Origin of the sequence: Sphaerisporangium flaviroseum (genome assembly GCF_039537005.1) — a bacterium.
Lineage (GTDB): Bacteria > Actinomycetota > Actinomycetes > Streptosporangiales > Streptosporangiaceae > Sphaerisporangium > Sphaerisporangium flaviroseum.
Window position 1 is genome coordinate 77,525 of record NZ_BAAAZR010000007.1, and the last position, 22,598, is coordinate 100,122.

The 22,598-nt window shown below is 70.0% G+C and carries 20 protein-coding genes; 16 read left to right on the plus strand and 4 right to left on the minus strand.

Features of this window, described 5'->3' with window-relative positions; all coding sequences use genetic code 11:
- Positions 1 to 182 precede the first annotated feature (182 nt).
- From ABD810_RS15700 to thpR, 4 genes are all read left to right on the plus strand, one after another.
- Positions 183 to 1,511 carry an MFS transporter gene (locus ABD810_RS15700; RefSeq protein ID WP_344939665.1) on the plus strand — a complete coding sequence of 443 codons (1,329 nt, stop codon included), beginning with the start codon at positions 183 to 185 and terminating at the stop codon, positions 1,509 to 1,511.
- 79 nt (positions 1,512 to 1,590) lie between these two features.
- Complete coding sequence (locus ABD810_RS15705; protein WP_344939667.1) at positions 1,591 to 2,052, plus strand: MarR family winged helix-turn-helix transcriptional regulator; 462 nt, start codon at positions 1,591 to 1,593, stop codon at positions 2,050 to 2,052.
- A gap of 47 nt (positions 2,053 to 2,099) precedes the next feature.
- Positions 2,100 to 3,596 carry an MFS transporter gene (locus tag ABD810_RS15710; RefSeq protein ID WP_344939669.1) on the plus strand — a complete coding sequence of 499 codons (1,497 nt, stop codon included), beginning with the start codon at positions 2,100 to 2,102 and terminating at the stop codon, positions 3,594 to 3,596.
- Positions 3,550 to 4,113, plus strand: a complete 564-nt coding sequence (gene thpR / locus ABD810_RS15715; protein ID WP_344939671.1) for an RNA 2',3'-cyclic phosphodiesterase — start codon at positions 3,550 to 3,552, stop codon at positions 4,111 to 4,113. The genes ABD810_RS15710 and thpR overlap by 47 nt, the downstream gene beginning before the upstream one ends.
- A 235-nt stretch (positions 4,114 to 4,348) precedes the next feature.
- Here the strand turns inward: thpR and ABD810_RS15720 are convergent, their stop codons facing one another.
- Complete coding sequence (locus tag ABD810_RS15720; RefSeq protein ID WP_344939673.1) at positions 4,349 to 5,320, minus strand: aldo/keto reductase; 972 nt, start codon at positions 5,318 to 5,320, stop codon at positions 4,349 to 4,351.
- 179 nt (positions 5,321 to 5,499) lie between these two features.
- Between ABD810_RS15720 and ABD810_RS15725 the strand changes: the two genes are divergently transcribed.
- On the plus strand, positions 5,500 to 6,612 hold the full coding sequence (locus ABD810_RS15725; protein WP_344939675.1) for a hypothetical protein: 1,113 nt from the start codon (positions 5,500 to 5,502) through the stop codon (positions 6,610 to 6,612).
- Positions 6,613 to 6,776: 164 nt separating this feature from the next.
- On the opposite strand, the gene ABD810_RS15730 is transcribed toward ABD810_RS15725, so the two are convergent.
- Positions 6,777 to 7,169: a hypothetical protein gene (locus ABD810_RS15730; RefSeq protein ID WP_344939677.1), complete on the minus strand. Its 393-nt coding sequence runs from the start codon at positions 7,167 to 7,169 to the stop codon at positions 6,777 to 6,779.
- An 88-nt stretch (positions 7,170 to 7,257) separates the two neighbouring features.
- On the opposite strand from ABD810_RS15730, the gene ABD810_RS15735 reads away from it, so the two are divergent.
- The 4 genes from ABD810_RS15735 (at position 7,258) to ABD810_RS15750 (ending at position 12,004) form a co-directional block, all read left to right on the plus strand.
- Positions 7,258 to 8,301: an NAD-dependent epimerase/dehydratase family protein gene (locus tag ABD810_RS15735; protein WP_344939680.1), complete on the plus strand. Its 1,044-nt coding sequence runs from the start codon at positions 7,258 to 7,260 to the stop codon at positions 8,299 to 8,301.
- Positions 8,298 to 9,482: an L-2-hydroxyglutarate oxidase gene (gene lhgO, locus ABD810_RS15740; RefSeq protein WP_344939683.1), complete on the plus strand. Its 1,185-nt coding sequence runs from the start codon at positions 8,298 to 8,300 to the stop codon at positions 9,480 to 9,482. Before ABD810_RS15735 ends, lhgO begins: the two co-directional genes overlap by 4 nt.
- 24 nt (positions 9,483 to 9,506) lie before the next feature.
- The gene (locus ABD810_RS15745; RefSeq protein ID WP_344939685.1) at positions 9,507 to 10,208 is read left to right on the plus strand and encodes a response regulator transcription factor; all 702 of its coding nucleotides are present in this window, start codon (positions 9,507 to 9,509) and stop codon (positions 10,206 to 10,208) included.
- A gap of 227 nt (positions 10,209 to 10,435) precedes the next feature.
- Positions 10,436 to 12,004: a sensor histidine kinase gene (locus ABD810_RS15750; protein ID WP_344939688.1), complete on the plus strand. Its 1,569-nt coding sequence runs from the start codon at positions 10,436 to 10,438 to the stop codon at positions 12,002 to 12,004.
- A gap of 94 nt (positions 12,005 to 12,098) precedes the next feature.
- On the opposite strand, the gene ABD810_RS15755 is transcribed toward ABD810_RS15750, so the two are convergent.
- Positions 12,099 to 13,982, minus strand: a complete 1,884-nt coding sequence (locus ABD810_RS15755) for an efflux RND transporter periplasmic adaptor subunit (RefSeq protein WP_344939691.1) — start codon at positions 13,980 to 13,982, stop codon at positions 12,099 to 12,101.
- Positions 13,983 to 14,204: 222 nt separating this feature from the next.
- On the opposite strand from ABD810_RS15755, the gene ABD810_RS15760 reads away from it, so the two are divergent.
- The 6 genes from ABD810_RS15760 (at position 14,205) to ABD810_RS15785 (ending at position 20,790) form a co-directional block, all read left to right on the plus strand.
- Entirely contained in the window at positions 14,205 to 15,398 is a 1,194-nt protein-coding gene (locus tag ABD810_RS15760) for an efflux RND transporter periplasmic adaptor subunit (protein ID WP_344939694.1), read from the plus strand.
- Positions 15,399 to 15,538: 140 nt separating this feature from the next.
- A complete protein-coding gene (locus ABD810_RS15765; protein WP_344940034.1) occupies positions 15,539 to 16,210 on the plus strand; it encodes an ABC transporter ATP-binding protein in 672 nt (223 codons plus the stop codon).
- 61 nt (positions 16,211 to 16,271) lie between these two features.
- Complete coding sequence (locus ABD810_RS15770; protein ID WP_344939697.1) at positions 16,272 to 17,561, plus strand: ABC transporter permease; 1,290 nt, start codon at positions 16,272 to 16,274, stop codon at positions 17,559 to 17,561.
- Between the two features lie 28 nt (positions 17,562 to 17,589).
- A complete protein-coding gene (locus ABD810_RS15775) occupies positions 17,590 to 18,210 on the plus strand; it encodes a hypothetical protein (RefSeq protein ID WP_344939699.1) in 621 nt (206 codons plus the stop codon).
- 234 nt (positions 18,211 to 18,444) lie between these two features.
- The gene (locus tag ABD810_RS15780; protein WP_344939701.1) at positions 18,445 to 19,134 is read left to right on the plus strand and encodes a response regulator transcription factor; all 690 of its coding nucleotides are present in this window, start codon (positions 18,445 to 18,447) and stop codon (positions 19,132 to 19,134) included.
- Positions 19,135 to 19,239: 105 nt separating this feature from the next.
- A complete protein-coding gene (locus ABD810_RS15785) occupies positions 19,240 to 20,790 on the plus strand; it encodes a sensor histidine kinase (RefSeq protein ID WP_344939703.1) in 1,551 nt (516 codons plus the stop codon).
- 390 nt (positions 20,791 to 21,180) lie between these two features.
- Here ABD810_RS15785 and ABD810_RS15790 read toward each other — a convergent pair whose 3' ends face one another.
- A complete protein-coding gene (locus tag ABD810_RS15790) occupies positions 21,181 to 21,669 on the minus strand; it encodes a pyridoxamine 5'-phosphate oxidase family protein (RefSeq protein WP_344939705.1) in 489 nt (162 codons plus the stop codon).
- 312 nt (positions 21,670 to 21,981) lie between these two features.
- Here ABD810_RS15790 and ABD810_RS15795 point away from each other — a divergent pair, with 312 nt between their 5' ends.
- Complete coding sequence (locus ABD810_RS15795; protein WP_344939707.1) at positions 21,982 to 22,539, plus strand: GNAT family N-acetyltransferase; 558 nt, start codon at positions 21,982 to 21,984, stop codon at positions 22,537 to 22,539.
- Positions 22,540 to 22,598: the final 59 nt, after the last annotated feature.

The window sequence follows — 22,598 nt, forward strand, 5'->3', positions numbered from 1 at the left end:
GGTCACGGCCGCTTCCCCCGCTGCAGTGCCGGAAACGATCAGGCTGTCTGGCGGGTGGGCATGACGGTCACCTGCTGCAGGTTCACCCGCGGTGGCAGGGCGGCGATGAAGCCGACGACCGGCCTGACCCCAGGCCGTCCCGTTCGGCCGGTGGGAAAACGAATTGCCAGGTCCGGGTGGACGTGACTACGGTCGGACGCCAGTTCCCTGCGCTCGATCGGACCATTGTCATGCTGTGGCGCGCCATTGCCCGCCGCTTCCCGGTGCTCGGGATCCGCGACTTCCGGCTGTTGCTGGCCGACCGCCTGCTCGCGCCGGCCGCCTTCGCCTTCTCGCTCGTCGGCGTCTCCTTCGCGGTTCTCGACCTCACCGGGTCGACCGCCGACCTGTCGTACGTCCTCGCGGCGCAGATCGCCCCCTCGCTGGTGTTCACCCTGATCAGCGGGGTGGTGGCCGACCGCATTCCCCCGCAGAAGGTGATCGTGGCGGCCAACGTCATGATGGCGGTCGGGGAGGGGACCCTCGGCATCCTGGTGCTCACCGGTCAGGCCGGGTTGTGGAACATGATCCTTCTCGAGACGCTGACCGGCGTGGGGATGGCCGTCTTCTGGCCGGCGTCGCAGGCGCTGCTGCCGCGGATCGTGCCGGACGAGTTGCTCCAGCAGGCCAACGCCGTCAGCAGGCTCGCGATGAACCTCGCCCAGATGGGCGGAGCCGCCGTCGCCGGTGTGGTGGTCGCCGCCGTCGGCCCTGGGTGGGCCTTGTCGATCTGTGGCGTCGGCCTTGTTGGCACGGTCCCGCTGCTGCTGGCGATCCGGGTGGTCGGGCACGAGCGGGTCGGGGTCCAGGGAGCCGGCATGCTCGGTGAGCTGCGGGACGGCTGGTCGGCGTTCATCTCCCATACATGGCTGTGGGCCATCGTGGCGCAGTTCTGCGTGATCCTCATGGCCTGGTACGGGTCTTTCCAGGTGCTCGGCCCCGCGGTGGCGAAGGCCCATCTCGGCGGCCCGGCCGCCTGGGGGGCGATCGCCTCCGCCGAGGCACTCGGTCTGGTCCTCGGTGGCCTGCTCTCCTTGCGATTCACCCCCCGCAGGCCCATGCTGTTCGTGGTGTGCATCGGCGGCACCATGGCGGTGTCGCCGTTGTCGCTGGCCATGCAGTGGCCGCTTTCCGTGCTGTGCCTGGCCGCCGTGTTCCTCGGCGTGACCATGGAGATGATGATCGTGCAGTGGAGCGTCGCGCTGGTGCGTAACGTGCCGGCCGACAAACTGGCCCGCGTCTCCGCCTACGACGCGTTCGGCTCGGTCATGGCGATGCCGCTCGGAGCCCTGCTGGCCGGGCCGATCGCCGCTCAGATAGGGCTGTCCGCCACGCAGTACGGCGCCGCGGTGCTGATCGTGGCGGTGTCGGCGCTGACCCTGCTCTCCCGTGACGTCCGCACCATGCGCTCGCCCACGGTCTCCGGCATGGCCGGCCGTCCCTCGACGCCTGCCACGTCGAGCCCACAGTGATCACCCCGTCACCGGGTGAGAAAGGACTGGCCGCCAGGAATGATGACATGTCGTATATAGTTAGCAAAGGTAATGACTTATGCTAACGAACCCTCCAAAGACGGGACGCCAGGCGGACCTGCGCAGCGACGCCGGGCTGGCGTCCGCGCTCCGCGTGTCACTGGCGCGCCTGACCAGGCGGCTACGGCGGCAGGCCGGAGCCCACACGCTGACCCCCACGCAGCTCGCCACGCTCGCCGCCGTCGAACGGCATTCAGGAATAACCCCTGGCGAATTGGCCGAGCTGGAAAAGATGCAGCCGCCATCGATGACGCGGGTGATCGCCGGGCTGGAGGAGCGGGGGCTGCTCGCCCGTACCCCGCACTCGACCGACCGCCGGCAGGTGACCGTCAGCGTGATGGAGCCGGGGCGGGAGTTGCTGAAGGAGGAACGCCGGGGCAAGGAGGCGTGGCTCGCCCAGCGGCTGAAGGAACTGACCCCCGAGGAGCGGGCGACGCTGAGGGCCGCGGCGCCGATCCTGGAAAAGCTTTCACAGATGTAACTTCTCCACAGGCTGTGGACGACGATGCCGGGGACCCCCCCGAACCTGTGGCGCCAGCCGTACAGGACCCGGAGGCGCAGGCTGTACGGGACTCCGGCCTGCGTGAGGTCGCCGGGGAAGTCCAGGCCGACGAGACCGCCGGGGTCCGGGCCGAGGACGGCAGCGAGGTCCGGGCCGACGAGATCGGCGGAAGCCGGGCCGAGGACGGCAGCGAGGTCCGGGCCGACGAGATCGGCGGAAGCCGGGCCGTGAAGAGCGGTGAGGGCCGGGCGAAGAGCGTGGCCCGGTCGGGTGGGATGTTCCGGTCGCTGCGCAACCACAACTACCGCCTGTTCGTCTCGGGCAGCGTCGTCTCCAACGTCGGCACCTGGATGCAGCGCACCGCCCAGGACTGGCTGGTCCTGGAGCTGACCCATGGCAGCTCGGCCGCCCTCGGCGTCACGACCGCCCTGCAGTTCCTGCCGGTGGTCCTGTTCGGCCTCTGGGGCGGCATGCTCGCCGACCGCTATCCGAAGCGGCCCCTGCTGATGACCGCCCAATCCCTCCTCGGCCTGTTGGCGCTCACAATGGGGGTGCTGACGCTCACTGGGCACGCCCAGACCTGGCACGTCTACGTGATGGCGTTCATGCTCGGCCTGGTCTCCTGTGTCGAGGTGCCCACACGGCAGTCGTTCGTCGTGGAGATGGTCGGCCGCGAGGACCTGGCCAACGCGATCGCCCTGAACAGCTCGACCTTCAACCTCGCGCGGGTCGTCGGCCCCGCGCTCGCCGGCGTGCTGATCTACGCCATGGGCGGCACCGGGCCGATCTTCCTGCTGAACGCGGTGTCGTTCGCGGCGGTGATCACCGGCCTGTTCCTGATGCGCTCAACGGAACTGCGTACCCCCGAGCCCCTCGCTCGGGCCAAGGGCCAGTTGCGCGAGGGCCTGCGTTACGTCTGGCAGCGCCCCGAGCTGCTGATGCCGATCCTGATCGTCGCCTTCGTCGCGATGTTCGCCACCAGCTTCTCGATGAGCATCGCGCTGATGGCCAAGCAGGTGTTCGGCCAGGACGCGTCCTCGTTCGGTGTGGCGTCCAGCGTGTTCGCGGTCGGCGCCCTGGGCGGGGCACTGCTCGCCGCCCGGCGGGCCCGCCCGACGCGCCGCCTGCTGGTCATCGGCGGCGTCGGCTTCGGGATCGCCCAGATCGCCGCAGCTTTCGCGCCGTCGTACCCGGCCTTCCTGGTCCTGCTGGTCCCGGCGGGCATCGCGATGATCACCACGAACACCGCCGCGAACTCCTCCGTCCAGCTCGCGGCCTCGCCCGAGATGCGGGGCCGTGTCATGGGAATCTATGTCCTGGTGTTCACCGGTGGCGCGCCCATCGGCGCACCGCTGATCGGGTGGGTCGGCGAGCTCGCCGGACCCCGTCTCGGAGTGATGATCTGCGGAGTGATGTGCCTGGTGGGCGTGGGCCTCGCGGTCCTGCTCACCAGGTTCGCGGCGGGAAGGACGCGCGGTGCGGTTGTTCGTGGCGTTGTCGCCACCCCCGGAAGCGCTCGCTGAGGTCGCCGAGGTCGTCGGCTCCCACAGGGACGAATGGCCGGAGCTGCGGTGGGTGGCGCCGCAGACCTGGCACGTGACGCTGTCGTTCCTCGGCGAGGTCAGCGAGGACGTGCTGCCCGCGCTCGATGTGCGGTTGAGGCGGGCGGCGGGCCGCTACCCCCCGATGACGCTGTCGTTCGAGGGAGGAGGCGCCTTCTCCTCGGCGGCGCGGGCGCGGGTCGTGTGGCTGGGGCTGCGGGGCGGGGGTTCCGGCCTGTCCCGGCTGGCCGCCTCGCTGGCCGCGGGAGCCCAGCGTGCCGGAGCCGTCCACACCGACAGGAAGCCGTTCCATCCGCATCTGACCCTGGCGCGCGCCCGTCCCCGTACAGGCGTGGACGCCCGGCCGCTGGTCGACTCGCTGAGCTCCTTCGCCGGTACGCCCTGGCGCGCGGACTCTGTCCATCTGATGCGCAGCCATCTCGGGCCTTCGGTCCGCTACGAGACACTCGAGTCATGGCCACTGGCCGGACGCGACTAGGCTCCAGTGCGTGGATCGTCCCCGTCGCTGGCTGCTGCCCACGGTGCTCGCGCTGCTCGTGATCATCGTGGTGATCGGCGCGTTGCTCTCCTGACGGCCGTCGCCCACCGCGCGGCCGGCACCCGTCCGTCTGATCGCGGAACCTGGTGGAGCCGTGGCTCTCACGGTCGGAGAACCACGGCCCCGTGTTGTCGGCCGGGCGCGATCGATCCACCCGGCGTCGCCGCGAGCGGATCTACCAGGCGTACGCCTCGGGAGCGGGACCCCCGGGGCCGGGGAAGATCTCGTCGAGACGGGTGAGCGCCTTCTCGTCGAGCTTGATCTCCACTGCGCGGATGCTGCCTTCGAGCTGCTGGATCGTCCGCGGACCGATGATGGGACCGGTCACGGCGGTCTGCGCCAGGAGCCAGGCCAGCGCGACGTTGGCCGGGTCCTCACCCAGCTCGTCGCAGAAGGCCTCGTACTGCTCCACCGCGTCCCGGTGCTTCTCGAGCTCGGCGAGCATCCGCTCCGACGCGGAACGACCCTTGTCGATCTTTCGCAGCACGCCGCCGAGCAGGCCGCCGGCGAGCGGGCTCCACGGGATCACACCGAGCCCGTAGTCGTCACAGGCGGGCAGGACTTCCAGCTCCACGGTGCGGGTGAGCAGGTTGTAGTGCGACTGCTCGGAGACCAGGCCGGTGAAGTGACGCCGCCTCGCCTCCTCCTGCGCCTTGGCGATGTGCCAGGCCGCGAAGTTGGACGACCCGACGTAGATGATCTTGCCCTGCTGGCGGAGGATCTCCATCGCCTCCCAGATCTCGTCGACCGGGGTGTTCCGGTCGACGTGGTGCATCTGGTACAGGTCGATGTAGTCGGTCTGCAGTCGCTTGAGCGAGGCGTCACAGGCCCTGCGGATGTTCAGGGCGGAGAGGTGCTGCTCGTTCGGCCAGTCGCCCATGGCGCCGTTGAGCTTCGTGGCGATGACCGTCTTCTCCCGGCGCCCGCCGCCCTTGGCGAACCACCGCCCGACGATCTGCTCGGTTACTCCCTCGCCCTTCTTCCAGCCGTAGACGTTTGCCGTGTCGAAGAAGTTGATCCCCAGCTCGTGAGCCCTGTCCATGATGGCGTGCGAGTCCTCTTCGGAGGTCTCGGGGCCGAAGTTCATGGTGCCCAGGCAGAGGCGGCTCACGGAGAGACCGGCGCGTCCAAGGTATGCGTATTCCATAGCTTCACCCTAAGCACCTGGAGTGCACTCCAGCCCAGCCCGGGTTGGGGGAAGTCCCTTCGGATCCCAAAGTGAACCGCCGGGCACGCGGTGCCCCGACCAGGCTTGTCCCAAGTCAAGCCCCTGCTCCGTGCGGCGCGTCCGGCGCGGTGGCCGAGGGCGCGGGGCATGATGAACGGATGGGGAGCAGAAGTGTGGTCGGGGTGGCACGAGTTCTCATCGCGTTCGGGCTGGTGGTGATCAGTCCGGTGGCGGCGTCCGCCGCGGCCGCGCCGGGGACCGGCGGTACGGTGCACGGCGTGGCCGGGGCGGGTGGTGAGGGGAAGGGGGCGAGCGGGGCCAAGGAGCGGTTGCTGTTCCGGTTCAAGGACTCGCGCATCTCCGAGTCGAGCGGTCTGGCCGTCTCGCCCACGCACAAGGACGTCGTCTACACCCACAACGACAGCGGCTCCGGCCCGCAGTTCTTCGCCGTGGGCACCGATGGCCGCACGCTGGCGGCGTTCACGCTGGCCGGAGCGGCGGCCAGGGACTGGGAGGCCATGGCGGCCTCGGTCGACCCGGCGACCGGAGCGGGGGTCCTGTGGTTCGCGGACATCGGGGACAACCTCAACGGCGCCTGGCCCGACTACTCCATCTACAAGGTGACCGAGCCGAAGACGATGCGCGATGCGACGATCCAGGCGACCCGCTACCGCTTCAAGTACAAGGACGGCGGGCGCAACGCCGAGGGCATCATGGTCAATCCCGTCACCGGGCGCCTCTACGTGATCAGCAAGGAGTTCGCCGGGTCGATCTACGCGGCTCCGGCGAAGCTGCGTACCGACAAGGTCAACGTCCTGCGCCGTGTGGGTCCCGCACCGATCATGTCGACCGACGCGGCCTACGCCCCCGACGGGTCGAGTTTCGTGATCCGCACCTACTTGTCCGCGTCGCTCTACCGCGCGCCGGGGGAACTGATCAGCCGGTTGTCCATGCCGTCACTCCAGCAGGCCGAGTCGATCACCTACACCAGGGACGGAAGGTCGCTGCTGACCGGCACCGAGGGCGCGAACAGCCCGGTGTACGAGGTGCCGCTTCCGGCGGCGGCGGTGGCCAGACCGGCGGCCAAGCCTCCCGCGACCCCGTCACGGGCGAGCGTCGCGCCGTCCCGCGTGGCCGGGGTGCCCGACGCCTCCTCGGACGCCGGCGGCGGTGACGACAGCGGGGTGCCGGCGGGGGTGATCGCCCTCTGGCTCGGCGTCGCCCTCGGCGCCACCGGGATCATCGCCGTCATCGCCCGCCGAGTGAGCTGAAAGCCTGCCGGGACGGTGGTCGTCGTCCCGGCAGGCTCGAACCGGGGCGAGCCCGGTCCTCGATACACCTGTGCGGATCATGCCGATGCGCCTGTCGAGGTAGGCCCTGCTGAAACGCGGCACCGCAGGCGCGGACGGACTCTTGTGCCGTCCCGGCCCGGGGTTTACCTGGGAGTTCTTCTATGTCCTGAGGTGTCCATGCGGGCGACGAAGGGCTCGCCGCGCAGGGCCCGCTCCACAAGCTCGATCGAGGCGGCCAGCTTCACGAGCCGCGGGCCTTCGCGCCGGTAGGCCTCGAGGACGGCCTCGATGGCATGGGGCGGCAGGTGCTCCTTCAGGTCGACCGCCGCGCCCCGGTAGCCGGTGCGGGCGGCCTCCACGGTGGCGTTCACGTGATGGCGGGCCATGCGGGCCAGCGCGAGGGGATGGCGCCGGAGCACGCCGTACGCCCGGTAGTCGGGAGGGACGGCGTCGAGCAGCCAGGCCACCGCCGAGGCCTCCCAGTCGGGGTTCCCCGGCGGGAGGACCTCGGATGGCCAGCCCGGCGGAACGTACACGTCAACGAGCCTATCGAATATCTGTTCGATGGGATAAGGGGTGTTATGTCCTCTATCCAGCTGTAACACCAAGCGCTAGTTTGGCGTCATGCGCGTTGTGGTGACCGGTGCATCCGGATTTGTCGGTAGTCACGCGGTTGCGGCGTTGCGGGCGGCCGGTCACGAGCCCGTGCTGCTCGTACGCGACCCCGGAAAAGCGACCGAAGTTTTACCGGCCGTCGGCGTCGTCGATCCCCTGGAAATCCACCAGGCCGACATCCGGGACGCGGAAGCCGTACGGAAAGCGTTGGGCAGCGGAGAGGCGGTCCTGCACGCCGCCGCCGAGGTCGGCGTGACCGGACACGGCGGGGACCTGGCCGGCACCAACGTCGCGGGCCTCGCGAACGTCCTCGGTCAGGCCGTCGAGCTGGGCCTGGACCCGGTGATCACCGTCTCCTCGACCGCCGTCTTCGTCCCGCCGCACGGCCCGGTCATCACCCTCGACAGCCCGCTGTCGTCCCCCAGGACGGACTACGGCAGAACGAAGCTCGACGGGGAGCGGTACGCCAGGGCCCTCCAGGGCGACGGTCATCCTGTCACGATCGTGTACCCGGCGGGCGTCATCGGCCCGCACCAGCCGACCCTGGACTCGATGGTCGAGGGCCTGCGCGCCGGTCTCGTCCAGGGATGGCCGATGACCTCCGGGGGCGTCGGCCTGATCGACGTGCGCGACCTCGCCACGGCACTCGGCCGGTGTGTGGAACCCGGCAGGGGGCCGCGCCGGTATCTGCTCGGTGGCCGCTTCCTGCGCTGGTCCCAGCTCGCCGATGTATGCGACGAGGTCACGGGCGGCAGGTGCCGCCGATTCCCCGCCCCGGCGCCGCTGCTGCGGGCCGTGGCCGCCCTGCTCGACGCGGTCAAGAAGGTCAGGGCCGTCGACTACCCGCTGACCCGGGACGCGGTGGACCTCATGGTGTCGATGGTCCCCGTGCACGACGCGGAGACGCTCGACGAACTGGGCCTGCGCCTGCGGCCGGTCCAGGAGAGCGTGGCCGACACGCTGCGCTGGCTGGTGGAGACGGGTCACCTCGCCCCCCGCCACGTCGGCCGTCTGGCGCCGCCCGCGAGAAGCGAGGAAGATACCGCCTTGTGAGTGAGCGAATCGGCGTCGTGGGCGCGGGCATCCTGGGGCTTGCGGTGGCGCGCGAGCTGGCCGCACGCGGCGCCACGGTCACGGTGCTCGACAAGGAGGACCGCGTCGCCGCCCACCAGACCGGCCACAACAGCGGCGTGGTCCACGCGGGCATCTACTACACGCCCGGCTCGCTCAAGGCCCGGCTCTGCCGTGACGGCGTCGCGCTGCTCCGGGAGTACTGCGCCGAGCATCACATCCCGTACGAAGAGGTCGGCAAGCTGGTGATCGCGTCGACGGCGGACGAGCGCGCCGGTCTCAAGCGCATCGCCGCCCGCGCCAGGGAGAACGGCGTCCCCGGCATCGCCGAGGTCGACGCTCTGGGGCTCAGGGAGATCGAGCCGTACGCCGTCGGGGTGGGCGCGGTCCACTCCCCGCACACGGCGATCGTCGACTTCCCCGCCGTCGCCCGCCGCCTCGCCGCCGACGTCGCCGAGCTCGGCGGGTCCGTACGGCTCGGGCATCCGGTGCGCGCGCTCCGGGAGACCGCGGGCGGGGTGGAGGTGCTGGCCGGAACGACCCGGCTCGCCTTCGACCGGCTGGTGTCCTGCGCCGGTCTCGGATCCGACGCGGTGGCCGCGATGAGCGGGTACGCGGGGGATGTCCGCATCGTTCCGTTCCGAGGTGAGTATTACAAACTTGCCGGTGCCACGAAGAACCTCGTCCGCGGGCTCGTCTACCCGGTGCCGGACCCGCGTTATCCCTTCCTCGGCGTGCACCTCACCCGCCGCATCGACGGCGAGGTGCTGGTCGGGCCCAACGCCGTGCTCGCCCTGGCCCGCGAGGGCTACTCCTGGGGCGAGGTGTCGATCAGCGACCTGCGCGACATCCTGGCCTGGCCGGGCACCCGCCGGATGGCCGCCCGCCACTGGAGGACCGGCATCGGCGAGGTCTACGGCTCGCTCGTCAAGAAGTCGTTCCTCAAGGCCGCCCGCCGCTACGTGCCCACGCTCACGGCGCAGGACCTCGTACGGACCCCCGGAGGGGTGCGGGCCCAGGCGGTGGCCCGGGACGGCGGACTGGTCGACGACTTCGTCGTGGACGTCCACGGCCGGGTGATCCTGGTGCGCAACGCCCCTTCACCTGCCGCCACATCGAGCCTGGCGATCGCCCGGCACATCATGTCTTTTATCCCGGCTTAAGGGAATCAGGACACTATAGGGAACGTGACCGATTCGCCTGAAGCCCGACTGCTGGTCGTCGAGGACGATCCGAACATCCTGGAGCTGCTGGCCGCCAGCCTGCGGTTCGCCGGGTTCGAGGTGACCCCGGCCTCCAGCGGAGCGGACGCCGTGGAGGCCGCCCAGCGCCGCCGGCCGGATCTGATCGTGCTCGACGTCATGCTGCCCGACATGGATGGATTCGATGTCGTACGGCGCCTGCGCGGCGGCGGTGCCCACACTCCAGTGGTGTTCCTCACGGCGAGGGACGCCACCGAGGACAAGATCAGGGGTCTCACCCTCGGCGGGGACGACTACGTGACCAAGCCGTTCAGCCTGGAAGAGGTGATCGCGCGCATCCGTGCGGTGCTCCGCCGGACGGCCGGCGATCCCACGGTTCCGCCGCCCCGCATGACCTTCGCCGACATCGAGCTGGACGAGGAGAGCCACGAGGTGTGGCGGCGCGGCACGGTGATCTCGCTGTCGCCCACGGAGTTCAAGCTGCTCCGCTACTTCATGGCGAACGCCGGGCGGGTGCTGTCGAAGGCGCAGATCCTCGATCACGTATGGGATTACGACTTCCGCGGCGACGCGGGGATCGTCGAGTCGTACGTCTCCGTCCTGCGCAGGAAGATCGACAACTCGACGCCGCGCTTGATCCACACCCTCCGCGGCGTCGGCTACGTCCTGCGCACCCCTCCCACGTGAACCCGGACCCACCGGCGAACGAGGGCCGGCGGCCGGTCTCGGCGCGGACTCCTGGGCCGGTCTCGTCGTCGGTCTCGGCACGGGCTCGTGGTCCGCGGTCGGTTCTGTCGTCGGTCTCCGGACGCACTTCTGGTCTGTGGTCGGTCTCCCCGTGGGCTCGTGGTCCGCGGTCGGTCCTGTCGTCGGTTTCCGCGCGGACCCCTCTGCGCGTCAAGCTGATCGCCACCATGCTCGCGCTCGTGGCGATCGCGCTCGCGGGCATCGGCGTGAGCAGCGTGTCCGTGCTCCGCGGCTATCTCGTCGACAGGGTGGACCAGCAACTCACCGTGTTCGCGCAGGACGTCGCCCGGCGCCTGCAACGCGGCCCTGGACTGGGCAGCCGAGTCCCGCCGGAAGGGCTGATACAGCTCCGCGACCGCGATGGGAATCTCGTCGCCACGCTCGCCGGGCTGGAGACGGAGAACCGGCCGTGGCCCGCCCTGCCGGACCTCGCCGCCGTGTCGGCGTGGACGCCCCAGACGGTGCCCGCCGAGTCCGGCGGGGGCGAGTGGCGCGTCCGCGTGGTGCCCGTGGACGTCGGTGATCTGGTCATCGCGATCGACCTGTCGTCGGTCGACCAGATCACCGCACGCCTCGCGCTGACCGAGTTGCTCGGCGGCGGTGTGGTCATGGTGGTGCTCGCCCTCTTCGGCGTGGTCACCGTGCGCAGGAGCCTGCGGCCACTGGTGGAGATGGAGCACACCGCGGCCGCGATCGCCGCGGGCGACCTGGGCAGGCGGGTCCCCGACCGCGACCCGCGCACCGAGGTGGGCAGCCTCGCGGCATCCCTGAACGGCATGCTCGCCCAGATCGAGGCCGCCTTCCGTGCTCGGGAGATCTCGGAGGCGGCGGCTCGTACGTCCGAGGAGCGCATGCGGCGGTTCATCGCCGACGCCTCGCATGAGTTGCGCACCCCGCTGACCTCCATCCGGGGCTTCGCCGAGTTCTACCGGCAGAACCCCGCAGGGGACCCGGCCCGGCTCATGCGCCGGGTGGAGGACGCCGCCGCCCGTATGGGCGTCCTGGTCGAGGATCTGCTGCTGCTCGCCCGCCTCGACCAGCAGCGGCCGCTCACGATGGGACCCGTCGACCTGCTCGCGCTCGCCGCCGACGCCGTCCAGGACGCGCGCATCCTCGCCGGAGACCGGGACATCGCCCTGGAGGTCGCCGGTGAGGTGGCGCCGATCGTCTCGGGGGACGAGGTCCGGCTGCGCCAGATCGTCGGCAACCTGATGAGCAACGCGCTCACGCACACTCCCGCCGGCACCCCGATCAGGGTCCGGGCGGGGACCGGCGACGCCACCGCGTTCCTGGAAGTGATCGACAAGGGGCCCGGTCTCGATCCCGACCAGGTGAAACGAGTCTTCGAACGCTTCTACCGCGCCGACCCTTCACGCTCCCGCACACCGTCCCAGACCGACCCTTCACGCTCCTCCGCGTCATCCCTGGCCGATCCTTCACGCTCGTCCACGTCGTCCCAGACCGATTCTTCGCGCTCGTCCACGTCGTCCCTGGCCGACTCTTCACGACCACCTGCGCCGTCTATGGGCGAGCGGCCCGGCACGGGCGGCGAGGAGGTTCCGGCGCACCCGACCTCCTCCGGTGGCAGTGGGCTTGGGCTCGCGATCGTGGCCGGGCTGGTCGCCGCGCACGGCGGAACCGTCACCGTGGAGACCGCCCCCGGCGCGGGAGCCACGTTCCGTGTCGTTCTGCCGCTCGCCCCGGATGTACTGCCGTCCCCGTCCGACATCCTGTGACCCCGGCACAGCGCAGGCGCCGGTTCGCCTCGGACCAAGGTGCGCTGAACCCCCGGTTCGACTCGAACCAAGGTGCGCTGGACCCCCGGTTCGCCTACAGCCCAGGGAAGCTTCCGTCGGGGAAACCGCCCGAGGTGGCGCTGGTGGGGAGCTGGATCTGGTCTCCCTCGGAGAGCCCGGAACGGATCTCGATGTACCGGTCGCCGCGAACCCCGACCTCCACCGTCCGCTCGGCGCTCCGCCCCCCGTTGGCGACCAGCACGGTCGTCACGCCGTCCGCCCTCGTCCGTACCGCCTGCGCCGGCACGTAGACGGCGTCCTCGGCCTCGTCGATCGTGACCTGGACGGTCGCCGACTGCCCCAGCAGGAGTCCCTTGGGCCGGCGGTCGAAGGCGATCATCACGCCGTACTGCACGAGCCGGTCGCTGGTCGTCGCCATCACGTCGATGTGGGTCACCTCGCCGTCGTAGGTCTCGCCGGTCCGGGTCGCCAGAGTCACCGCAGCGGGCTGGCCGATCTTCAGACGGCTCACGTCGGTCTGCGAGAACATGGCCTTGACCTGGAGCTCGTCCAGGTTTCCGAGGGTGACGAACGCCGACCCGGCGTTCGCCTGCGTGCCCACGGCGCCGGCGATGGTCAGGATCGTGCCCTTGGCGGGCGCCTTGATCCTCACTCCGGCCAGCGCGTCCGCGGCTTCCCGCAGCGTGGTCCTGGCCTTGCTGATGTTCGCCTCGGCCTGCGCCACCGTCGTGACCGCCTGCCCTCCCTGACCTTGGCCACCTCGGCGGGATTGACCTTGGCCCTGGCCTCCTTGCCCACCATGTCCGTTCTGGCCTGATCTGCCCTGGGGCTGCCGCTGGCTGGGTTTGCCGCTCGGGGTCCCGTTGCCGTGCCCGTCCGGTGCCCCACAGCTCGGGGACGGCTTCGGAGTGGGGGTCGCGGTCGGAAGGGCTTTCGGGGTGGTGGTCGGAGTCGGGGCGGGGGTTGGAGTCAGGGTGCGGGTCGGGGTCGCGGTTGGAGTCGGGGTGCGGGTCGGGGTCGCGGTTGGAGTCGGGGTGCGGGTCGGGGTCGCGGTTGGAGTCGGGGTGCGGGTCGGGGTCGCGGTTGGAGTGAGGGTCGGAGGCGGGGTGGGGGGTGGAGTGGGGACGAGGGTGGGGATCGGCATGGGAGAGGGGCCGGCGGTGGCAGGTCGCAGTTCGTCGGTGCCGGAGGTCGAGACTTCCGCCGCCGCCAGCACGGCCGCGTGTGGAGTGACGCTGAAGCCCACCGTGGGGGAGACGCTGTCACCCGGCTCGCGTCCCGTAGGTGTGGCCGATGGCCGAGGGCTCCCTGAAGCCGTGGGCGCGCAGGACGGCTGAGTAGAGGGACGGGCGGAAGGCTTGGCGGACGGCTGCCGGGATGGGCGGGTGGAGGGTTGAGCTGAGGGGTTGGCGGACGGCTGTCGGGATGGGCGGATGGAGGGCTGAGGTGAAGGGTTGGCGGACGGCTGCCGGGATGGGCGGGTGGAGGGCTGAGCTGAGGGGTTGGCGGAGGGGCGGGCCGAGGGGAGTGGTTTGGTGCTCGGGGTGCCTTGGCCGGGGCCGTTGGAGCCGGTGCTCTGGGCCTCTTCGAGTTCGTCAAGCGTCTCCTCCGCGGCGGCCAGTGACGCCGTGGCGGCCGTGTAGTCCTCTCGTGCGATCGTGTCGTCGATCCGGGCCAGGACCTGACCCTTGTTGACCTTCTGGCCCACCACCACGTACACCTTCTCGACGGTGCCCGAGGCGCCGAAGGCCAGGTCGCGGATGTTGGCGTCCACGGTGTTGCCCGCTGCCGACACACCGCTCACGACCGTGCCGCGCTTGGCCGACGCCAGTTCGATCCGCGCTCCCGAGGAGACGTCTCCACCGCCGAGGTAGATCAGCCCGGCACTGACCAGGACGATCCCCGTAAGGGCGAGTCCTCCCACTCGTACGGCGGCCGGTGGAGTGCTCGATCTCATGCGGGCCATCCTGGCCAGCCGACGTCATTCCCAGCTCAGCCCGGCCTGAAAGTTTCCTGTGGATCGGCCGTGTGCCCATCGCGTCGAGAGCAGTTCCACGGCTCGGTGGCCCGTCGGCTGAGCCGGTCGGGTACCTGACGGCCCGCAGGGACCGGGTGTTGTCAGGAAACCTTCAGGGACGGCGGAGGTTCACCCAAGCGGAGTGGGCCAGGCTCAGGGGTCGTGAAGCTGTCGACGAAGCGCAGAGCACTGATCGTGAACGGCGCCCTCGGGGTGCTGTTGCTGGGCGGTGCGGGTGTCGCCTACGCCTCCCTGACTGGGGGTTCCTCCGCCGGGGCGGCTCCGCTGACCACGCGTGTCACCCGTGGCACCGTCCTGTCTTCGGTGTCCGCGTCCGGCTCGGTGGAGAGCGGCAGGGCCAGGTCGCTGAGCTTCAGCACCAGCGGTACGGTCGAGAAGATCTATGTCGAGGCCGGTGACAAGGTGACCAAGGGCCAGATCCTGGCCCGCATCGACGATACGGCCGCGCAGGAGGACCTCGACGCCGCAGCGGCGAGCCTCGACGCGGCCGACGACGGCGACACCTCCACGGCTTCGGGTTACTCGCAGTACGTGCAGGCGAGGAACGCGTACCGGGACGCGAAACGGACGGTCGACGGGACGGTGATCAAGGCGCCGTTCGCCGGCACGGTCACCGCCGTGAACGGCACGGTCGGCGGCTCGTCCACGGGGTCCGGAGCGTCGAGTTCCAGTGGCTCCGGAGCGTCGAGTTCCAGTGGCTCCGGGAGTTCCGGCGGCGGTTCCTCCGGCGGCACCGGAGCCGGGGCGTCCACCGCCTCCTCCGGTTCGGCGAGCTCCGGCTCCTCCGGCGGCTTCATCGACATCGCCGACACCAAGCGCCTCCAGGTCGTGGGCGACTTCACCGAGTCCGACGTGACCAAGCTGAAGCTCGGCCAGCCCGCAACCGTGACCTTCGACGCGCTGCCCGGAGTCACGGCGTCGGGAAAGGTCACGCTCATCGACCCGGTGTCCCAGACCAGCAACAACGTGGTGCAGTACTCCGCGACCATCTCGCTGAGCGACGTGCCCAAGACGGTGCGGCTGGGCCAGACGACCAGCGTCCAGGTCATCGTCTCCAAGGCCGACAACGTGCTGACGGTCGCCAGCTCGGCGATCACGACCGCCGGGGGCCAGAACACGGTCACCGTCCTCGAGAACCAGAAGCAGGTCACCAGGCGCGTCGAGATCGGTATCAAGGGCGACTCGACCACCGAGATCAAGTCGGGGCTCAACGAGGGCGACCAGGTGGTGCGCGCCACGACGGGCACGAGCGTGAACCCGCAGGGCGGCTTCCCCGGTGGCGGCTTCCCCGGCGGCGGTGGCGGGATCCGTATCGGTGGCGGGGGCGGACGATGACCGACTGGGACGGTGAAGGCCAGGCCGGCGGCGCTCCGCGGCCCAACGCGGGCGGGGCGGCCACGTTACGAGATGCCGGTCGTCCGGCTCCCGTCCTGGACGTGCGCGAGGTCGGCAAGATCTACGGCTCCGGCGACGCCATGGTGCACGCGTTGCGCGGGGTGTCGCTCACGGTCGAGCGAGGCGACTACCTGGCGATCATGGGCGCCTCGGGCTCGGGCAAGTCGACACTGATGAACATCCTGGGCTGCCTGGACGTACCGAGCACGGGGAGCTACCTCGTGGACGGCACCGACGTGGGAGCGCTCGACGACCGGCAACTGGCCGTCCTGCGCAACAGGAAGATCGGCTTTGTGTTCCAGTCGTTCAACCTGATCCCGCGCATGACCGCGCTGGCCAACGTGGAGCTACCGCTGGCGTACGGGGGAGTGGGCGCGTCCGCCCGCCGCATGCGGGCCCTGGCGGCCCTGGAGCAGGTGGGGCTCGCCGACCGGACCCATCACGATCCGAACGAGCTGTCCGGTGGCCAGCAGCAGCGCGTCGCCATCGCCCGCGCCCTGGTCACCGCGCCGGCGCTGCTCCTCGCCGACGAGCCCACGGGAAACCTCGACACCAGATCCACCGCCGATGTGCTCCAGATCCTCGACCGGCTCAGCGCCGCCGGGCGGACGATCATCCTGATCACCCACGAGGACGACGTGGCCGCGCACGCGAAGCGGATCATCCGCCTGGTCGACGGCCTCATCGTCGAAGACCAGCGCCGGGCGCCCGTGGACGGTCCCCCGCCGAGGCTGTCGGGCGTGACCCCATGAACAGGTGGCCCCATCAACAGCCGGGCACGGAGCGACTCCGGCGAGGAGCGGTGAACGATCGATGAACGCCTTGGAGGTGCTGCGCTTCGCCGTACGCGGTCTGACGGCCAACAAGATGCGCAGCGCCCTCACCACGCTGGGCATCCTCATCGGCGTCGCGGCGGTGATCCTGCTGGTCGCGGTCGGTGAGGGCACCTCGCAGTCGATCCAGCAGAACATCCAGCGCCTCGGATCCAACACGCTGACCGTGATGCAGTCCTTCACGGGCGGCGGCGGGGGTGCCGCGCGCGGCGGCGGTGGAGGGTTCGGCGGGGGTGGCGGCGGCGCCCAGCAGCAACAGCAGGGCGGCACCGGTCCGCGTACCCAGGCCAAGCAACTGACCCTCGACGACGCCCGTGCCATGGCGGACGCGGTCGCCGCGCCCTCGGTGAAGAGCGTCTCACCGGTCGTCACCGCCGCGTCCCAGACGGTGACCTACCAGGGGGCGAGTCACTCCATCTCGCAGCTGGTGGGGACCTACCCGAGCTACTTCGAGGCGTCCAACAAGCCGGTGGCAAAGGGCTCGTACTTCCTCAACGACGACGTGCTGGCCGCCAGGAAGATCATCGTGATCGGCCAGACCGTGGCGGAGAGCCTGTTCGGGTCCGTCGACCCTCTCGGCAAGCAGATCACCATCACGGGCGTGCCGTTCACCGTGGTCGGAGTGCTCAAGGAGACGGGATCGTCCGGCTTCCAGGACGCCGACGACGTGGCGGTCGCGCCGCTGCCCGCCGTGCAGCAGAGCCTGACCGGGTTCGGGTCCATCGGACAGATCGTCGTGCAGGCCAAGAGCGCCGGCGCCGTGGACGCGGCCCAGTCGGAGATCACGGAGATCCTCAACCAGCGGCACGGCATCACCGGCGCCGCCACGGCCGACTACCGGATCCTCAACCAGGCCGCCCTCCAGGAGACGGTCAGCGCCGCGGTCGGCACCTTCACGGTGCTGCTCGGCGCCGTCGCCGCGATCAGCCTGCTCGTCGGCGGGATCGGCATCACCAACATCATGCTCGTTACCGTGACGGAACGGACGCGGGAGATCGGCATCCGCAAGGCCATCGGCGCACCCAGGGGCGCGATCCTCGGCCAGTTCCTCGCCGAGGCGACGATGCTCAGCCTGGTCGGCGGGTTGCTCGGCGTGGCCATCGGGGTGATCGGCAGCAGGTTCACGATCGCCGGTGTGCAGCCGGTCATCGTGCCCACCTCGATCGTGCTCGCCCTCGGCGTCTCGGTCGCGATCGGGCTTTTCTTCGGCAGCTACCCGGCCAACCGGGCCGCGAAGCTGCGTCCCATCGAAGCACTGCGGCACGAGTGACGTACGGCCACCGCACCAAGGAGAGATCATGAGTACGAGCAGGCGCAAGCCGTACCCGGCGGACGAGCCCATGACGGCCCAGGAACTGCTGGAGTCCTCGCCGTTCGAGGGCGACTTGGACGCCGAGCTCGCCGTCCGGCCAGACGGACGCCGGACGTCCACGCTCACCCTTGTCCTCGGCGCGGGGGTGCTGCTCGTGGTCGGCATGCTCGCGGGAATCCAGGCGCAGAAGGCATGGGGCGGTTCCACGGGCGACCGGCAGGCCGCCGTGCAGGCGCTTCTCGCGGGTAACGGCGGGCAGCAGCGGATCGGTGGGGCCAGAGCCGGCTTCCCTGGTGCCGGACAGGGTCAGGTGCAGGGCCAGCGGCAGGGCTCCACGAACGGCGCGTTCGGCAACGTGACGGTCGGCACGATCAAGCTCGTGGACGGCGGCAAGATCTACCTGGAGACGGCGGGCGGCGTCGTCACCGTCAAGACGTCGGATGACACCAAGGTCCAGGTCAGCAAAGACGGAAGGGTCAAAGACCTGAAGTCCGGCAGCACAGTGATCGTCCAGGGGGCACGCGGGAGCGACGGGTCCGTCAACGCCACCTCGGTCAACCAGGGCGGTGCCACGGGCGGATTCGGCGCCGGTCGGGGCGGTGGCTGATGAGGCTGCGAGCGTGGCCGGCCCCGGACCGATCGAGGCGGTGGCCGATACCTGAGCGGGAGGCGCAGTGGCCGATGCGCGGGCCGGAGGCGCGGTGGCCGATGCGCGGGCCGGAGGCGCGGTGGCCGATGCGCGGGCGGGAGCCGCGGTGGTCGATGCGGGGGCCGGAGCCGCGGTGGTCGGGTGGATCACGGGTGGGCTGCGGCAAGGCGGTACTACGAGCGGGGACGTGCCGTGCGAAGTGAGGCGAAGCTGCTGGTCGTCGACGACGAGCCGAACATCCGCGAGTTGCTGTCGGCTACCTTGCGGTACGCCGGGTTCGACGTCGTCACGGCGGCGGACGGGCGCGAGGCGGTGCAGGTGGCCGAGCGCATACGGCCCGATCTGGTGGTGCTCGACGTGATGCTGCCCGACATGGACGGCTTCGCGGTGGCGAACCGGCTCCGCGCGGCCGGCAGGCGGACTCCCGTGCTGTTCCTGACGGCCCGTGACGAGGCCGAGCACAAGCTCACCGGGCTCGGCCTCGGTGACGACTACGTGACCAAGCCGTTCAGCCTGGAAGAGGTGCTGGCCAGGATCAGGGCCGTGCTGCGCCGCACTCGGGCGGACCTGAACCTGCCCTCGCGGCTCCAGGTGGCCGACCTGGAGTTGGACGAGGAAGGCCATCAGGTCTGGCGTGGGGGCAACCGGGTGAAGCTGTCGCCCACCGAGTACAAGCTGCTGCACTACTTCATGGTCAACACCGGCCGTGTGCTGTCGAAGGCACAGATCCTGGACCACGTCTGGAACTACGACTTCGGTGGTGACAGGAATGTGGTCGAGTCCTACGTCTCGTACCTGCGACGGAAGATCGACACTGTGGAGCCCCGGCTGATCCACACGCTTCGGGGGGTCGGCTACGTACTACGTGCACCACGGCGATGATCTGGACGGCGAACCGGCCATGATCGGACATCGGTCTCGGGACCCGGCGCAGACCGGGAGAAGGCACGGCGATGATCTGGACGGCGAGCCGGTCATGAGCCGACGATGACACCGGTCTCGGGACCCGGCGCAGACCGGGAGAAGGCACGGCGACGGATCGGGGTGCCGGATCCGTTCAAGCTGAAGCGACGTCTCGCGCGTTCGCCCCTGTGGCTACGCCTGGTGGTGGGCACGCTGCTGCTCGTCACGCTCGCCATCACCCTGACCGGCGGGTTCGCCGTCCAACTGCTCCGCGGCTACCTCGTCGACCGGGTGGACAAGCAACTGGAGCTGGCGAGCCGTCCGCGGCGGGACATCTACGTCCCGCCCGCACTCCAGCAGGCGCTGGACCTGTACCGGCCTCCGAGGCAGATCGGCCTGTTCTACATGGCCGTCCTCGGGCCACAAGGCGCCGTCGAACGCACGCTGCAGGAGAACCCGGACACCGATCCGCCCAAGCTCCCCCTCCTCACGCTGGACAGGGTGAGGCATGCGAAGCCCCGCCCGTTCACCGTGGGATCGGCCTCCGGTCTGCGCTGGCGGGTGATCGCCGTCGCCGACGGTACGCGCATCCGCGTGATCGCGGTCCGAATGGAAGACGTCGATGCCACCGTCACCCGGCTCGCGGTCATCGTGGCGACCGTGGGAGGAGGTGTGCTGGTCATCCTGGGCTTCGCCTGCCACTGGCTCGTACGGCGGAGCCTGCGTCCGCTCGGCGAGATCGAACGTACCGCCGGGGCCATCGCCGGGGGTGATCTGTCCCGCCGGGTCCCGCTACGGCACCGCCGTACCGAGATTGGGCGGCTCGGGAGGGCGATCAACGGCATGCTCGCGCAGATCGAGGCCGCCTTCGAGGACCGTGAGGCCTCGGAGATCGCGGCGCGCAAGTCCGCCTTCCAGGCCCGCCGGTCGGAGGACCGCATGCGCAGGTTCGTCGCCGACGCCTCCCACGAACTGCGCACGCCGCTGACCTCGATCAGGGGGTTCGCCGAGCTCTACCGCCACGAGACCCCCGACCTGGACGAGGCGGCGCGGCTACTGCGGAGGGTCGAGGACGAGGCCACCCGCATGGGCCTTCTCGTCGACGACCTGCTCACGCTCGCCCGGCTCGACCAGCAACGGCCCCTCGAACTCCGGCCCGTCGACATGCTGAGCCTGGCCGCCGGGGCGGTGCTGGACGCGCAGACGCTCGCCCCCGACCGCGAGATCGACCTGGTACGGCTGGACGACTCGGACGGCCCGGTCACCGTGACCGGGGACGAGGCCAGGCTTCATCAGATCCTCGCCAATCTGGTGGGCAACGTGCTCCAGCACACGCCGGAGGGGACGGCGTTCCGGGTCGGGGTGGGCGACGTCGACGGGAATGTCGTGGTGGAGGTGGCGGACGAGGGCCCCGGGCTGCCGATCAACGACGCGGAGCGGGTCTTCGAGCGGTTCTACCGCGCCGACCGCTCGCGCACCCGCAGCGCCACCGGCGGCACCGGTGGCACCGGTGGCACCGGCCTCGGCCTGTCGATCGCCGCCGCGCTCGTCCAGGCCCACGGAGGCGCCATCACCGTCGACAGCGAACCAGGCCACGGAACCACCTTCCGAGTCGCCCTCCCGACCGACGTCTGACCAACAGCCGGGCGCCAGTCAGGTGAGGCACTGCTTAGACGGGCCGAGGACCTGTCTGGAAAGGCTGGGCCCGGGCCTGTCTGAGGAAGGCGGGGCCGAGGGGTGCCTGGGATGACTAGGAGGGAGTTATACGGGTCCAAGGCGTCGGCACTTCCGAACCGGATCATTGCCCTCCCGGCATCCATTTGATCGGGGTACCCGGTTGAGGCCCACCCGAGTGGAAGACCGCCGGAGAGCGGCGAGGTGAGGGTGCAGTTGGAAGGGCTGGGCCGGGGAGTCGAGTGGAGCCAGGTGTGGCATTGCCGAGCCGGATCATTGCCCTCCCGGCACCCATTTGATCGGGGTACCCGGTTGAGGCCCACCCGAGTGGAAGGCCGCCGGAGAGCGACGCTACAAACTCACGGGGGTTCGATGGTCGAAGGCGTGCCCGTGCTCATGGCACGGCCCCGAAATTCTCGGGCAGAGTATCGAGTGCTGCGACACCGTCGCACGATACAAACGGTAGAGGGCCGGCGCCCGGAGCTGTTCCGGTGTGAAGACGCGCCCACCGCGCTCGGCGGCGCCCGGATAAAGCGTGGAACCCCACTCGAGATCATCCCCTGTCAGGTGCTCGGCCGTAGCGGACATGTACACGGCTTGACCGGTTCCCGCGGGCACCCGGGAATCGAAGATCACAATGCTCACCTCCGGACGCTGGGCGAGGTTCTGTGAGTGCGTCGCCTCCGGTGCGGAGACCCAATAAAACTGGGTGTGCTCCGCCGCGGCGTAGAACACCGGGGAGGCCCAGGGGCGGCCATCCCCATCGGCGGTCGCCAGCGTCATGTACAGGTTGCCGTCGATAATGGCCCTGGCGATAGCGCCAAGATCCTGCTCAGCCATGGTCTTCTCCTGCTCTCAGCAACCCTTACGGATGGTCGGGGTCCTGATACGAACCAATACGGATGATCCTGCTTGATACGAGCGGTAACGGGTGGCCGGTTCTGGAACGAGCGGTAATGGGTGGCCGGTTCGGGGACGAGCGGTAATGGGTGGCCGGGTTCTAGGGCGAGTCGGTCGATAAGGGCCCGTTTCAAGGGCCTGCTCACCGGACAGTTCCAGGGGGTACAGCCGGCAGGACCCTTCCGAACAGGCCCCGGGGCGTGTATCGAAAGTGGCTGTTGGGAGGGCTGGGCGGCTGCGATCATCCGTGTCATGCCACTTGATCGGAACGGTGACGTCGTCTTTCTGCGCGCTGCCGACGAGCGGATGGACGACGTGCTGAGCGTGCTCGACGAAGCGGCGGGATGGCTTGAGGCGCGAGGAATCAGTCAGTGGCCCGCCCGCTTCGAGGCCGCGTGGGTGAAGGAGGCGCTCTCCCGGGGTGAGACCTGGCTGGTGGAGGTCGGAGGCAAGGTGGCGGGCACCGTCACCCTCGACTGGTCGGACCCGCTGTGGGCCGATGTCGCCGGAACAGCGGGATACGTCCACAGGATGGCGGTGCGTCGCTGGGCGGCCGGACTGGGCGCCGTCATCCTCGGCTGGGCGGCCGACAGTGCTCGGCAGCGGGGAGTCGATGCCCTGCGGTTGGACTGTGTGAAGTCCAACGATCGGCTGCGTTCCTACTACGAAGCGCGGGGTTTCGTGCACCGTGGCGACGTGCCGGTGAGCGGTGCTCCGGGCCAGCGCCAGGACGACGGCTCGGTCACCTGGGTCAGCCGCTACGAGTTGAGCCTTGCCGTTGGAAGGACATCGGCGTCTCCGAGAAGTTGACAGGCGAGTTTCAGCTTGGTCCCACCTGGCGCTGAGTTTGGTGGCCTGTGATGGATCTC